This window comes from Pseudomonas koreensis, from assembly GCF_036668835.1.
Classification (GTDB): domain Bacteria; phylum Pseudomonadota; class Gammaproteobacteria; order Pseudomonadales; family Pseudomonadaceae; genus Aquipseudomonas; species Aquipseudomonas koreensis_I.
The window spans coordinates 1,016,750-1,030,115 of the sequence record NZ_JAZEVW010000001.1 but is presented as its reverse complement, the minus strand read 5'-3'; the positions used below and the strand labels follow the sequence as shown (position 1 = coordinate 1,030,115).

Annotated in this window: 12 protein-coding genes; 9 read left to right on the top strand and 3 right to left on the bottom strand. The window is 60.3% G+C overall.

Going from position 1 to position 13,366, the window contains the following annotated elements:
- Positions 1 to 12: 12 nt before the first annotated feature.
- The 8 genes from V6F91_RS04690 to V6F91_RS04655 all read left to right on the top strand — a co-directional run bounded on the left by V6F91_RS04690 (position 13) and on the right by V6F91_RS04655 (position 8,290).
- Positions 13 to 1,014: a PleD family two-component system response regulator gene (locus V6F91_RS04690; RefSeq protein ID WP_332762710.1), complete on the top strand. Its 1,002-nt coding sequence runs from the start codon at positions 13 to 15 to the stop codon at positions 1,012 to 1,014.
- Between the two features lie 335 nt (positions 1,015 to 1,349).
- Positions 1,350 to 2,445 (top strand): peptide chain release factor 2 gene (gene prfB, locus V6F91_RS04685; protein WP_157720676.1). Its coding sequence is split into 2 segments (ribosomal slippage): positions 1,350 to 1,421 and positions 1,423 to 2,445, totalling 1,095 coding nucleotides; the frame shifts between segments, so codons are not numbered across the junction.
- Between the two features lie 114 nt (positions 2,446 to 2,559).
- Positions 2,560 to 4,062 carry a lysine--tRNA ligase gene (gene lysS / locus V6F91_RS04680; protein ID WP_090281964.1) on the top strand — a complete coding sequence of 501 codons (1,503 nt, stop codon included), beginning with the start codon at positions 2,560 to 2,562 and terminating at the stop codon, positions 4,060 to 4,062.
- Between the two features lie 105 nt (positions 4,063 to 4,167).
- Positions 4,168 to 4,881 (top strand): TetR/AcrR family transcriptional regulator, encoded by a 714-nt coding sequence (locus tag V6F91_RS04675; RefSeq protein WP_093104335.1) that lies wholly within the window; start codon positions 4,168 to 4,170, stop codon positions 4,879 to 4,881.
- A gap of 158 nt (positions 4,882 to 5,039) precedes the next feature.
- Positions 5,040 to 5,594 carry a hypothetical protein gene (locus V6F91_RS04670; protein ID WP_208938573.1) on the top strand — a complete coding sequence of 185 codons (555 nt, stop codon included), beginning with the start codon at positions 5,040 to 5,042 and terminating at the stop codon, positions 5,592 to 5,594.
- Positions 5,595 to 5,654: 60 nt separating this feature from the next.
- The gene (locus tag V6F91_RS04665; protein WP_203422042.1) at positions 5,655 to 6,905 is read left to right on the top strand and encodes a flavohemoglobin expression-modulating QEGLA motif protein; all 1,251 of its coding nucleotides are present in this window, start codon (positions 5,655 to 5,657) and stop codon (positions 6,903 to 6,905) included.
- Positions 6,906 to 7,058: 153 nt separating this feature from the next.
- Entirely contained in the window at positions 7,059 to 7,964 is a 906-nt protein-coding gene (locus tag V6F91_RS04660; protein ID WP_332762704.1) for an alpha/beta hydrolase, read from the top strand.
- The gene (locus tag V6F91_RS04655; RefSeq protein ID WP_203420904.1) at positions 7,961 to 8,290 is read left to right on the top strand and encodes a hypothetical protein; all 330 of its coding nucleotides are present in this window, start codon (positions 7,961 to 7,963) and stop codon (positions 8,288 to 8,290) included. Before V6F91_RS04660 ends, V6F91_RS04655 begins: the two co-directional genes overlap by 4 nt.
- A gap of 263 nt (positions 8,291 to 8,553) precedes the next feature.
- Here the strand turns inward: V6F91_RS04655 and V6F91_RS04650 are convergent, their stop codons facing one another.
- The 3 genes from V6F91_RS04650 to V6F91_RS04640 all read right to left on the bottom strand — a co-directional run bounded on the left by V6F91_RS04650 (position 8,554) and on the right by V6F91_RS04640 (position 10,515).
- Positions 8,554 to 9,342, bottom strand: coding sequence for an OmpA family protein (locus tag V6F91_RS04650; RefSeq protein ID WP_024011746.1), 789 nt, complete (start codon positions 9,340 to 9,342; stop codon positions 8,554 to 8,556).
- A gap of 56 nt (positions 9,343 to 9,398) precedes the next feature.
- Positions 9,399 to 9,803, bottom strand: coding sequence for a DUF4398 domain-containing protein (locus tag V6F91_RS04645; RefSeq protein WP_090281970.1), 405 nt, complete (start codon positions 9,801 to 9,803; stop codon positions 9,399 to 9,401).
- 367 nt (positions 9,804 to 10,170) lie between these two features.
- On the bottom strand, positions 10,171 to 10,515 hold the full coding sequence (locus V6F91_RS04640; protein ID WP_332762700.1) for a pilin assembly protein: 345 nt from the start codon (positions 10,513 to 10,515) through the stop codon (positions 10,171 to 10,173).
- Positions 10,516 to 10,729: 214 nt separating this feature from the next.
- Here V6F91_RS04640 and ppc point away from each other — a divergent pair, with 214 nt between their 5' ends.
- The gene (gene ppc / locus V6F91_RS04635) at positions 10,730 to 13,360 is read left to right on the top strand and encodes a phosphoenolpyruvate carboxylase (protein WP_332762698.1); all 2,631 of its coding nucleotides are present in this window, start codon (positions 10,730 to 10,732) and stop codon (positions 13,358 to 13,360) included.
- Positions 13,361 to 13,366: the final 6 nt, after the last annotated feature.

Below are 13,366 nucleotides of genomic sequence, written 5' to 3'. Positions count from 1 at the left end.
AGGTGACCGCCCATGAATGATTTACAGATCGACGACATCAAAACCGACGAAAACGCCGCCATGGTGTTGTTGGTGGACGATCAGGCGATGATCGGCGAAGCGGTGCGCCGTGGGCTGTCGAGCGAAGAAAACATCGACTTCCATTTCTGCTCCGATCCACAGCAAGCCATTGCCCAGGCCGTACGCATCAAGCCGACAGTGATTTTGCAGGATCTGGTGATGCCCGGCCTCGATGGCCTGAGTCTGGTGCGCGAATACCGCAACCATCCGGCGACCAAGGACATTCCGATCATCGTCCTGTCGACCAAGGAAGACCCGCTGATCAAAAGCGCGGCGTTCTCCGCCGGGGCCAATGATTATCTGGTGAAACTGCCCGACACCATCGAACTGGTGGCGCGCATCCGCTATCACTCGCGCTCCTACATGACCCTGTTGCAGCGCGACGCCGCCTACCGGGCGCTGCGAGTCAGCCAGCAGCAGTTGCTCGACACCAATCTGGTATTGCAACGGCTGATGAACTCCGATGGCCTGACCGGGTTGTCCAATCGCCGGCATTTCGACGAATACCTGGAACTGGAGTGGCGCCGCTCGTTGCGCGATCAGAGCCAGCTGTCGTTGTTGATGATCGATGTGGATTACTTCAAGTCGTACAACGACAGCTTCGGTCACGTCGAGGGCGACGAAGCCTTGCGCAAGGTCGCGGCGGCCATCCGCGACGCCAGCGCGCGACCATCGGATCTGCCGGCGCGTTACGGTGGCGAGGAGTTTGTACTGGTGCTGCCGAACACGTCGCCGGGCGGCGCACGGCTGGTTGCCGAGAAACTGCGCCAGACCGTGGCGGCACTGAAAATCCCGCACAACACCCCGGCCGAAGGCTCCAGTCTGACCATCAGCATTGGCCTGGCGACCATGGTGCCGCAGGCGGGGACTGATTGCCGCCTGCTGATTTCCGCGGCGGACCGCGGGTTGTATCTGGCCAAGAACAATGGGCGTAACCAGGTCGGGATCGAGTAAACGCTGTCCCTCACCCCAGCCCTCTCCCAGGGGGAGAGGGGGCAGACCGAGATGTCTTTTGGTCATACGTCGACCTAAAAGACTTCGGTGATTATGGACCTGTAAGTGTGGCGATTATGGATTCGGTAACGCCATTTCACGTCGGCGTACCTCCCCAATTTCCCCCGATCGGTCCCCTCTCCCACCGGGAGAGGGCTAGGGTGAGGGCAAGCAATCTCGATGCAGACAGAAACCTCAGATGATTCACCCCCACAGCCGCCAGACGGGCTGCCGCGCCAGCCTGATTACGTTATACTCGCCGGCTTTCAAAAGTTCGCCAACGAGTGTTGCCCGTCATGGAAATCAACCCGATCCTGAACACCATCAAGGACCTGTCCGAGCGCTCCGAAACTATTCGGGGGTATCTTTGACTACGATCAAAAGCATGAGCGTCTGACCGAGGTCAATCGCGAGCTTGAAGATCCGAGTGTCTGGAACAAACCTGAATACGCCCAGGAACTGGGTCGCGAGCGCGCTGCGCTGGCACAGATCGTCGATACCCTCGACGAGCTGAACGCCGGTCTGGCCGATTGCCGCGACCTGCTGGACATGGCTGTCGAAGAAAACGACGAAGGCGCAGTCGGTGATGTCGTCGCCGAACTGGCCCGTCTCGAGGAAAGTCTGGCCAAGCTGGAATTCCGCCGCATGTTCAGCCATGAAATGGACCCGAACAACGCCTACCTGGACATCCAGGCCGGTTCCGGCGGTACCGAAGCGCAGGACTGGGCCAACATCCTGCTGCGCATGTACCTGCGCTGGGCTGACAAACGCGGTTTCGACGCGACCATCATGGAACTGTCCGCCGGTGAAGTCGCCGGTATCAAAGGCGCGACCGTGCACATCAAGGGCGAATACGCCTTTGGCTGGCTGCGTACCGAGATCGGCGTGCACCGTCTGGTGCGCAAGAGCCCGTTCGACTCCGGCAACCGTCGCCATACATCGTTCTCGGCGGTTTTCGTTTCGCCAGAGATCGACGACAAGGTCGAAATCGAAATCAACCCGGCAGACCTGCGCATTGACACCTATCGTTCCTCCGGTGCCGGTGGTCAGCACGTAAACACCACCGACTCGGCCGTACGTATCACTCACGTACCGACCAACACCGTGGTCAGCTGCCAGAACGAACGTTCCCAGCACGCCAACAAGGACACCGCCATGAAAATGCTGCGGGCCAAGTTGTACGAGCAGGAAATGCAGAAACGCAACGCCGCTTCGCAAGCGCTGGAAGACACCAAGTCCGATATCGGCTGGGGTCACCAGATTCGCTCTTACGTGCTCGATGCGTCGCGGATCAAGGATCTGCGCACCAATATCGAACGCAGCGACTGCGACAAGGTACTCGACGGCGACATCGACGAATACCTGGAAGCCAGCCTGAAATCGGGCCTGTAACAGACGCCACACAGGATCGACCGTTTCCGCTCGATCCCTGTAGGAGCCAGCCCTGCTGGCGATCCCCGGACCGCAGGGTCCGGGGGCAACGAACCTGATGGAATATCTAAAGACATGAGCGACCAACAACTCGACCCGCAAGCCCTGCAACAGGAAGAAAACTCCCTGATCGCCTTGCGCAAGGAAAAGCTTGCTGCCGAGCGCGCCAAGGGCAATGCCTTCCCGAACGACTTCCGCCGCGACAACTACTGCGATGCCTTGCAGAAACAGTACGCGGACAAGACCAAGGAAGAGCTGGCAGAGGCTGCAATCCCGGTCAAGGTTGCCGGTCGCATCATGCTCAACCGTGGCTCGTTCATGGTGATCCAGGACATGACCGGGCGCATCCAGGTCTACGTCAACCGCAAGACCTTGTCGGAAGAGACCCTGGCCGCGGTGAAAACCTGGGACATGGGCGACATCATTGCCGCCGAAGGCACCCTGGCGCGCTCCGGCAAGGGCGACCTGTACGTTGAAATGACCAACGTGCGCCTGCTGACCAAGTCGCTGCGTCCGCTGCCGGACAAGCATCACGGCCTGACCGACACCGAACAGCGCTACCGTCAGCGTTACGTTGACCTGATCGTCAACGAAGACGTGCGCCAGACCTTCCGCGTACGTTCGCAAGTGATCGCGCACATCCGCAGCTTCCTGATGAAGCGCGACTTCCTCGAAGTCGAAACGCCGATGCTGCAGACCATTCCTGGCGGCGCTGCGGCCAAGCCGTTCGAAACCCACCACAATGCGCTGGACATGGAAATGTTCCTGCGTATCGCGCCTGAGCTTTATCTGAAGCGTCTGGTAGTCGGTGGCTTTGAGAAAGTGTTCGAGATCAACCGCAACTTCCGTAACGAGGGCGTTTCGACTCGTCACAACCCTGAATTCACCATGTTGGAGTTCTATCAGGCCTACGCCGATTACGAAGACAACATGGACCTGACCGAAGAGCTGTTCCGCGAGCTGGCGCAGCTGGTATTGGGCAGCACCGACGTGCCGTACGGCGACAAGGTGTTCCACTTCGGCGAGCCGTTCGTGCGTCTGTCGGTGTTCGACTCGATCCTCAAGTACAACCCTGAGCTGACCGCCGATGACCTGAACGACATCGACAAGGCCCGCGCCATCGCCAAGAAGGCCGGCGCCAAGGTGCTGGGCTTCGAAGGTCTGGGCAAGCTGCAGGTGATGATTTTCGAAGAGCTGGTCGAGCACAAGCTGGAACAGCCGCACTTCATCACTCAGTACCCGTTCGAAGTGTCGCCACTGGCCCGTCGCAACGACGACAACCCGAATGTTACCGACCGCTTCGAGCTGTTCATTGGCGGCCGTGAAATCGCCAACGCCTACTCCGAGTTGAACGACGCCGAAGACCAGGCCGAGCGTTTCATGGCGCAGGTGGCCGACAAGGACGCCGGCGACGACGAAGCCATGCACTACGACGCCGACTTCGTGCGTGCGCTGGAGTACGGCATGCCGCCAACCGCCGGTGAAGGTATCGGCATCGACCGTCTGGTGATGTTGCTGACCAACTCGCCGTCGATTCGCGATGTGATCCTGTTCCCGCACATGCGACCGCAAGCGTAAACGTTTCAGTTAAAAAGCCGCCTAAAACAGGCGGCTTTTTATTGCCTGTCTGGTACAAATGTATCAATTGGTTAATTTGGAATTAGTAGAGGAAGTGCTGTCGTGATGGGTGCAATAGCTCAAGAAGGTGCAGCGGGTATCGCCACTGCGGTCGCTGAAAGTGTTCAGTACCAGGGCCGCAAGGCCAGCCGACAGGGCAGTGAGCAGCGTCGCCAGGACATTCTCGACGCAGCAATGCGCATTGTCGTGCGCGACGGCGTGCGTGCCGTGCGCCACCGCGCGGTGGCGGCCGAGGCCGGTGTGCCGCTGTCGGCGACCACGTATTACTTCAAGGACATCGACGACCTGCTCACCGATACCTTCGCCCAATATGTTGAACGCAGTGCGGCGTACATGGCCAAGCTGTGGATCAACAACGAAGGCCTGTTGCGCGAAATGGTTGTCAGTGGCGACGGCAGCCCCGAGTCACGTTCGCAACTGGCCGACGACATCGCGCGGCTCATGGCCGACTACGTGCACCGGCAACTGATCAATCGTCGCGAACATCTGATGGCCGAACAGGCGTTCCGCCAGGAAGCGCTGCTCAACCCCCGGCTGGCGATTCTGGTGCGCTCGCATCAGCAGATCCTGTTGCAGGGCACCTGCCAGTTGTTTCAGGTATTGGGCTCGCGCGAACCGCAGCAGGATGCCAAAGTGTTGACGGCGATTATCGGACGGATGGAATATCAGGGCCTGCTCAACGACGCCGAGCCTTTGGCCGAAGAGGACATGCTCGGCATCCTGACGCGGTATATGCACCTGGTGCTCGCCTCGGTTTGATCCGCGACGGCTTTTGATCGTTCCTCACGCTCCGCGTGGGAATGCCGCCCGGGACGCTCTGCGTCCCTTGCCGAGATGACGCAGAGCGTCAGTGGATGCATTCCCACGCAGAGCGTGGGAACGATCAATAAAAAGCGGCTGTTCATAAGGAGTCTCGAATGAAGTCCTGGCGTGGCGTGCTGATGGCCCTGTCGTTGCTGCTGCTCAGTGGCTGTCTGGTGACGTTCAAGGAACCGCTGGCGGCCAGTGACCCGGCGCCCAAGGGCTTGCTCGGCAAGTGGTCGAGCACCAATGCCTGGGGCGAGCCAATGAATCTTGAGCTGACTCGCGTCGGCAATGACCGCTACCAGGCCGTCACGTACTTCAAGGCCAAACCGCGCGAACGCGAAGCCTATCCGTTTACCGTGTCACGGCATGGCAATCGCTGGTATCTGTCGGCGAAAGTGCCGGCGCGTTTCGGCGGCCACTTCACCATTGCCGGGTTCGAAATCACCGACAAGCGCGAATTGGTGATCTACAACCTCGATCTCGAGCAGATCAATCAAGCGATCAAACAGCACGCCCTCGACGGTCAGGCCTTCCAGACCGACGATGGCGACGGCGTGCACGTCGACAGCAACCTCGACAAGGTCTTCGCTTACCTTGATGATCCGGCCAATTCCGATGTCTTCGTTGAAGCTGCGCGCTATCAGCGCCAGGCCAGCGCCCAATAATTTCACACGTCAGGTTTTTTACAGGAGTTTCGGGTGGACGATTACCAGCAGACGATACGCATGTTGTCCGATCGCATTGTGCTGGCGCAGACGCCGATCCGCGTGCTTGACGCGGTCAAGTGGGACGAGAACGTGCGCAAGGGCTTTCTCAAGGCCAAGGGCAAGGAGATGCCCGCCATCGATCGCGACTACTACCTCAATCGGCCGCTGACGTTCGATTCGAGCAAGGTCAAACTGGAATTCCAGAACATCGAACGCGACATCACCCGTCAGCTCGGCCAGTTCAACCCGGTCGGGCAGATCATGCGACGCATGTGCAAGGAATACCGCATGGTGGTGCGCATGCTCGAAGCGCGCGGCACCGAGGATTTCGGCCTGATCTCGCAGGAGCTGTACGGCGCCGCGTCCGATGCCTTCCATGCCGGTGACCCGACCCTGGCCGACCTTGGCCTGATGATGTCCGACTACCTGAACAACATCGATGGCCGCGGCGATCTGAAAGACGAACCGAAAATCCTCACCGCCAAGGACGCCGTGCACTTGCTGCAAACCCGTTTGAATAAAGTGTTTGGCGAGGCCGAGGAAACCATTCGGGTGTTCGAGTCCGACGGCATTGTCGCCGACGCGGCGGCGGGTGCCGACTACATCAAGATCCGCACCGACGCGATGTTCAACAACCGTGACGTGCGCGCACTGGAAGTTCACGAAGGGCTGGTGCATGTCGGCACTACGCTCAATGGTTTGAACCAGCCGATCTGCACGTTTCTGTCGAAAGGTCCGCCGTCGTCGACAGTGACCCAGGAAGGTCTGGCGATCCTGATGGAAATCATCACGTTCGCTTCCTACCCGAGTCGCCTGCGCAAACTGACCAATCGCACCCGCGCGATTCACATGGTCGAGGAGGGCGCGGACTTTTTGCAGGTGTTCGAGTTCTTCCGCGAGCAAGGCTTCGAAATGGCGGAAAGCTACGGCAATGCCAGTCGGGTATTCCGCGGTTCGACGCCGACCGGTCTGCCATTCACCAAAGACTTGTCCTACCTCAAGGGCTTCATCATGGTTTACAACTACATTCAGTTGGCCGTGCGCAAAGGCAAGCTCGAGCAGATTCCGCTGTTGTTCTGCGGCAAGACCACGCTGGAAGACATGCGTACCCTGCGCCAGTTGGTGGATGAGGGGCTGGTGGTGCCGCCGAAGTATCTGCCGGATCAGTTCCGCGATCTGAACGCGTTGTCGGCGTGGATGTGCTTCTCCAACTTCCTCAACCATTTGAGCCTGGACCGGATCGAAGCGGATTACTCCAATATCCTCTGACCCCCCGGCACCGAACCCCTGTGGGAGCGAGCCTGCTCGCGAATGCGATTTCACATTCAACATTAATGTTGACTGACACACCGCTTTCGCGAGCAGGCTCGCTCCCACAGTTTTGATTTGTGTTAAGCCCCTATCTTTGCGAGGTTTCACCGGATGAGAATCCTCGGCATTCTTTGCCTGCTTCTGACCCTCGGCGGCTGCAGTTCGCTGCTGTTCTATCCCGAACCGGGCCAGATCTTCACCCCGGAAAAAGCCAAACTTGACTACCGCACGGTCACGCTGGTCACTGCCGACGGCCTGAAACTCAACGCCTGGTGGCTGCCGGCCAAACCCGGCGTGGAAGTCAAAGGCACGGTGCTGCATCTGCACGGCAACGGCGGCAACCTGCCAATGCATCTGGGTGGCAGCTGGTGGCTGCCGAAAAACGGCTATCAAGTGCTGCTGGTGGACTATCGCGGGTACGGCTTGTCCGAAGGCAAGCCGAGCTTGCCGGCGATCTATCAGGACATCGACGCCGCGTTCGCCTGGCTGGACCAGGCCCCGGAAGTCAAAGGCAAACCGCTGGTATTGCTAGGGCAGAGTCTCGGTGGGGCGATGGCGGTGCATTGGCTGGTGCAGCATCCCGAGCGGCAGAAGCAGCTCAAAGCCTTGGTGCTCGACGGCGTGCCCGCCAGTTACCGTAGCGTCGGCCAGTATGCGCTGAGCACGTCGTGGCTGACCTGGCCGTTGCAGGTGCCGCTGTCGTGGCTGGTGCCGGACGGCGACAGCGCGATCAAATCAATGGCGCAACTCAACGGCGTGCCGAAACTGATTTTCCACAGCATCGACGATCCGTTGGTGCCGATGGTCAATGGCATTCGACTGTATCAAGCGGCGCCGCCACCGCGCGTGCTGCAACTGACCCGCGGCGGCCACGTGCAGACCTTCGGCGATCCGGTGTGGCAGCAGGTGATGCTGCGTTACCTCGACGACCCCGCGCATTTCAACGGCCTGCGCCGCCTCGGCGAAATCCCCAATTACCCGCCGCCCCCGAATTCTGATAACGAGAGTCCGCAATGACTGAAGAACGCAACGCCATCCCGCTGATCATCACCGGTATCTGCAGCATCCTCGGCACCGTCGGGGCGCTGTGGTACTACGGCTACCTGCACTTCGCCAAGCCCGAGGATGCGCTGCTGCTCAACGAGTTCACCATGCTCAAGACCGTGCCCGGTGAGGACTATAAACTGTCGCTGACTCCCGCGCCGCAAGTGGCGCAGTGCATCGACGGCGTGCTGGTGTTGTTTGATACCGAGCAGAAAGGCCTGACCGGGGTGCTCGTCAATGGGCAGAAAAAGGCTGTGCGGTGCATGGGCGAAGAGACGCCGCAGAAGCTGCAGGAGTAATTCTGCAGGCCCAGCCCTCACCCTAACCCTCTCCCGGAGGGAGAGGGGACTGACCGAGGTGTTCTTTCGCTATCGACCGACCTGAAAGACCGGGTCGATTATGGATTCACCACAAATTTTCCCGCCGGCCGATATCCACAGCATCCCCCAATCGGCTCCCTCTCCCTCCGGGAGAGGGCTGGGGTGAGGGGCCGCGATTTCAGCCCGCACAAAAAAGCCCCGCCTGATCACTCAGGCGGGGCTTCTGCGTTACAGCGTAAAACTTAGTTCGAACTCACCGAAGAACGCGGTGCAACCGGCTGGTTGTCGTTGGAAATGGTCACTTCCACCCTACGGTTCATCGCACGGCCCGAGACGCTGCCGTTATCCGCGACCGGGTATTCCTTGCCATAACCCTGAGCGACGATACGCGATGGATCGACACCCATTTTGATCAGGGCCATTTGCACCGAAGTCGCGCGGCGCTCCGACAGCGACTGGTTGTAGCTGGCGGTGCCGGTGCTGTCGGTGTAACCCTCGACGATCACTTTGCGGTCCGGGTTTTCCTGAAGGAATTGCGCCAGTTTGTTGATGTTCACCAGGCCGCTGGATTTCAGGTCAGCCTTGTTGGTGGCGAACAACACGTCACCGAACGTCACCAGCGTGCCGCGATCGGTCTGCTTGGCGTTGAGGCTGTCCTGCAGCTGTTTGATCTGCTGGTCACGGGCATCCAGACGCGCCTGGGCACGTTGGGCGGCAGCGTTCTTCAGGTTGTTTTCAGCGGTGCGCAGAGCGATGGTCTGCTTGGCCACTTCCACACGCTGGTTGGTCAGGTAGGCCAGTTGGTCGACCTTGGCCGCGTCTTCTTTGTCCAGATAAGCCTTGTCGGCCTTATCCAGATAATCGCTGGCATCTTTGGTTTCCAGCGCGGCGACTTTGCTCGCCTGTGGGTTGGCCTGCAGGCCGGCGTAGTTGGTGCGCGCCTGTTCCAGGTTCGGGTTAGGCGGGGTGGAGCAGGCAGCCAGGGCAACGCTTGCGGCCAGAAGAGCGGGGATCATCAGTTGCTTACGCATAATTTGTCGTCCTTTCTAATCGATAAGAGATTCAGCTTTGCAATCGGGATGCGCGCTTACTGCACGGTGCGCTGACTTTCCTGACGCAGTTCCTGAACACCTTTCTGGGAATCCTTCACAGCCTGTTCAGCCTTGGCCGCCTGAGCCTTGCGTTCAGCGACGCGAGCGTCCCACTCAGCCTGTTCGGACAGGCGACGAGCCTCGTCATACTTCTTGTCGTGCATGGCGATTTCAGCTTGTTTCAGTTTGTCCTGAGCCTGCTTCATTTCCACCGCAGCAAACTCGGTACCGCCAGCGCTGACGGCGCTGTTGACGGCCGATTGGGTCACGGCGTACTGCTCGGTCGGTGGATTACCGGCGCAACCGGCCAGTACGAAGCTGGTGCCGATGGCCAGAGCGGCCAGTTTCAGACCGCGCAGGTGGGAAAACGTGGATTGGGTTTTCATGGTCTTCAACTCCATTAGGCATCTCCTGAAAATACAACTGAATCCATCCTGGCAGAGGAGCCGAAAGCATCGCTTGTTGACGCGAATTGAAACGCTCGTTCCAGGCGTGGTTACCTGTTCCGACCGACGGCATTTTTGAAAAGTTCAGAAAAGATGGCCTATCGCCAAAAAATAAACTGACCGTTTGGACAAGGCTCTGGGACGGGAACTTTGGCGGTTTTAAGCGGTACGCGCGGGATGTAATTGACGCGGAATTGAAGGGTTTTCACGGTCCATTGTTGGAGTGAGCCTGCTCGCGATAGCGGTGTAGCAGCCGCTGGATGTGTCGACTTATACACCGCTATCGCGAGCAGGCTCACTCCTACATTTTGATTTGTGCTGGTCAGTGCTTCTGTTTGTTTTCGGCTGAGGCCAGATCTTGCAAATGCCGCCGCGACAACGCCAGGAAACGCGGCGTCGGCCCGACGTCTTCATACAGCGGATCACCTTCCTCATCGGTCGCGACCACCGTCGAGCCCTTCACATAGGGAAGGCTCGCTTCGAACTCCTCAAGCGCGGCACCGATCAGTTCGCCGAGCAGTTCTTCGGGATGCCGTTTGGGGTACATCTCGGCAATCGCCGCCAGACGCGCGGCGGATTCCACATCCAGATGAATCGTGTAGCCAGTGTCGGTCAGGCGACCTTTGGCAGTTTCTTCCCAATGCTGGGCGAGTTCACGAATTTTCATGATGACCTCATTTCGCACCTGCTCATGGCAGGTCTGGGTGAGTGTCCGCCAGGGCCGGCGGCAAGCCGTCGTGCGGCTTACTGTTGAGACTAGCTTTGCGGCGCAAGGTTTAAAGTCCCTTCGTCGGCTGCTTGTAAGAAGCGCCGCAGAGCGGCACTCTCTCGAGCAAAGCATTCGTTTCTGCGCCGTCCCGATTACCGTTGGAGAACTGCTGATGACCGATATTGATGCACGCTTGCGCGAAGATGTTCACCTGCTCGGAGAGCTGTTGGGCAACACCATTCGAGATCAGTACGGCGAGCAGTTTCTTGCCAAGATCGAGCAGATCCGCAAGGGCGCCAAGGCTGACCGGCGCGGCTCGATGGATGCCGAACTGAGCGCCAGCCTCAATCAGTTGAGCGAAGACGAATTGCTCCCGGTGGCGCGTGCGTTCAACCAGTTTCTCAACCTGGCGAACATCGCCGAGCAATATCAATTGATCCATCGGCGTGAAGAGTCGCAGCCGGCGCCGTTCGAGTCCCGCGTACTGCCTGAACTGCTCGCGCGTTTGCGCCGCGAAGGCCACAGCGCCGAATCCCTGGCCCGGCAACTTGCGCGGCTGGACATCGAGCTGGTGCTGACCGCGCACCCGACCGAGGTGGCCCGGCGCACGCTGATCCAGAAGTACGATGCAATTGCCGCGCAACTCGCCGCGCAGGACCATCGCGACCTGACCAGTGCCGAACGCGAACAAATCCACACCACCCTCCAGCGCCTTATCGCCGAAGCCTGGCACACCGAAGAAATCCGCCGCACGCGACCGACGCCGGTTGACGAAGCCAAGTGGGGTTTCGCGGTGATCGAGCATTCGCTGTGGCAGGCCGTTCCCAACCATATGCGCAAGGCGGAAAAGGCGTTGCATGACGCCACGGGCTTGCGTCTGCCACTGGAGGCCGCGCCGATTCGCTTTGCCTCGTGGATGGGCGGCGACCGTGACGGCAACCCGAACGTGACGGCGGCGGTCACGCGCGAAGTGTTATTGCTGGCGCGCTGGATGGCTGCCGACCTGTACTTGCGCGACGTCGATCACCTCGCCGCCGAACTGTCGATGCAACAGGCCAGTGACGCGCTCAAGGCTCAGGCCGGCGACAGTGCCGAACCGTATCGTGCGGTGCTCAAGCAATTGCGCGAACGCCTGCGCGCGACGCGTAATTGGGCTCACGCCGCGCTCACCGCGCCGACGCCCGCACCTGCAGAGGTGCTGCATAACAATCGCGACCTGCTCGGGCCGCTGGAGCTGTGTTTCAACTCGCTGCATGAATGCGGGATGGGCGTGATCGCCGATGGTCCGTTGCTCGACTGCCTGCGCCGCGCCGTGACTTTTGGTCTGTTTCTGGTGCGTCTGGATGTGCGTCAGGACTCTTCTCGACACAGCTCGGCGATGACCGAAATCACCGATTACCTCGGCCTCGGCCGTTATGAGGATTGGGATGAAGAACAGCGAATCAAATTCCTCACTCAGGAACTGAGCAATCGACGCCCGTTGTTGCCGGCGCATTTCAAACCGTCGGCTGACACCGCCGAAGTGCTCAACACTTGCAAGGAAATCGCCGCCGCCCCGGCGGCTTCGCTTGGCTCGTACGTGATCTCCATGGCCGGCGCGGCTTCCGATGTGCTCGCCGTGCAGCTGCTGCTCAAGGAATCCGGCGTGCTGCGGCCGATGCGCGTGGTGCCGCTGTTCGAAACCCTCGCCGACCTCGACAACGCCGGGCCGGTGATGGAGCGGCTGTTGCTGCTGCCGGGTTATCGCGCGCGCCTGCAAGGCCCGCAGGAAGTGATGATCGGTTACTCCGACTCGGCCAAGGATGCCGGCACCACGGCCGCGGCCTGGGCGCAATACCGCGCGCAGGAGCGTCTGGTGGAAATCTGCCGTGAGCAGCAAGTCGAACTGCTGTTGTTCCATGGTCGCGGCGGCACCGTCGGCCGTGGCGGCGGCCCGGCGCACGCGGCGATTCTGTCGCAGCCACCGGGTTCGGTGGCGGGGCGGTTCCGCACCACCGAGCAGGGCGAAATGATCCGTTTCAAATTCGGCCTGCCGGACATCGCCGAGCAGAACCTCAATCTGTATCTGGCGGCGGTGCTTGAAGCGACGTTGCTGCCACCGCCGCCACCGACGCCCGAATGGCGGCACCTGATGGACGAACTGGCGGCGGACGGTGTCAGCGCTTACCGTCAGGTGGTGCGCGACAATCCGCAATTCGTCGAATATTTCCGCCAGTCCACGCCGGAGCAGGAACTGGGGCGCCTGCCGCTCGGCAGTCGTCCGGCCAAGCGCCGCGCCGGCGGTATCGAGAGCCTGCGCGCGATTCCATGGATTTTCGGCTGGACGCAAACGCGGCTGATGCTGCCGGCGTGGCTCGGCTGGGAGTCGGCGCTGAGCAAGGCGCTGGAGCGCGGCGAAGGCCAGTTGCTCGGACAGATGCGCGAGCAGTGGCCGTTCTTCCGCACGCGCATCGACATGCTGGAGATGGTCCTGGCCAAGGCAGACGCCGATATCGCGCTGTCCTACGATGAGCGTCTGGTCGAGCCGGAACTGCTGCCGCTGGGCGCGCAGTTACGCGACCTATTGTCGCAGGCGTGCGCCGTGGTGCTTGGCCTGACCGGCCAGTCGCAGCTGCTCGCGCACAGCCCTGACACTCTGGAATTCATCCGTCTGCGCAACACCTATCTCGACCCGCTGCATCTATTGCAGGCCGAACTGTTGGCGCGTTCGCGGCAGCAGGAAGTCGAGCAGGGCAGCCCGGTGGAGCAGGCGCTGCTGGTGTCTGTGGCGGGGATTGCCGCCGGTTTGCGAAATACCGGCTAACGTTTG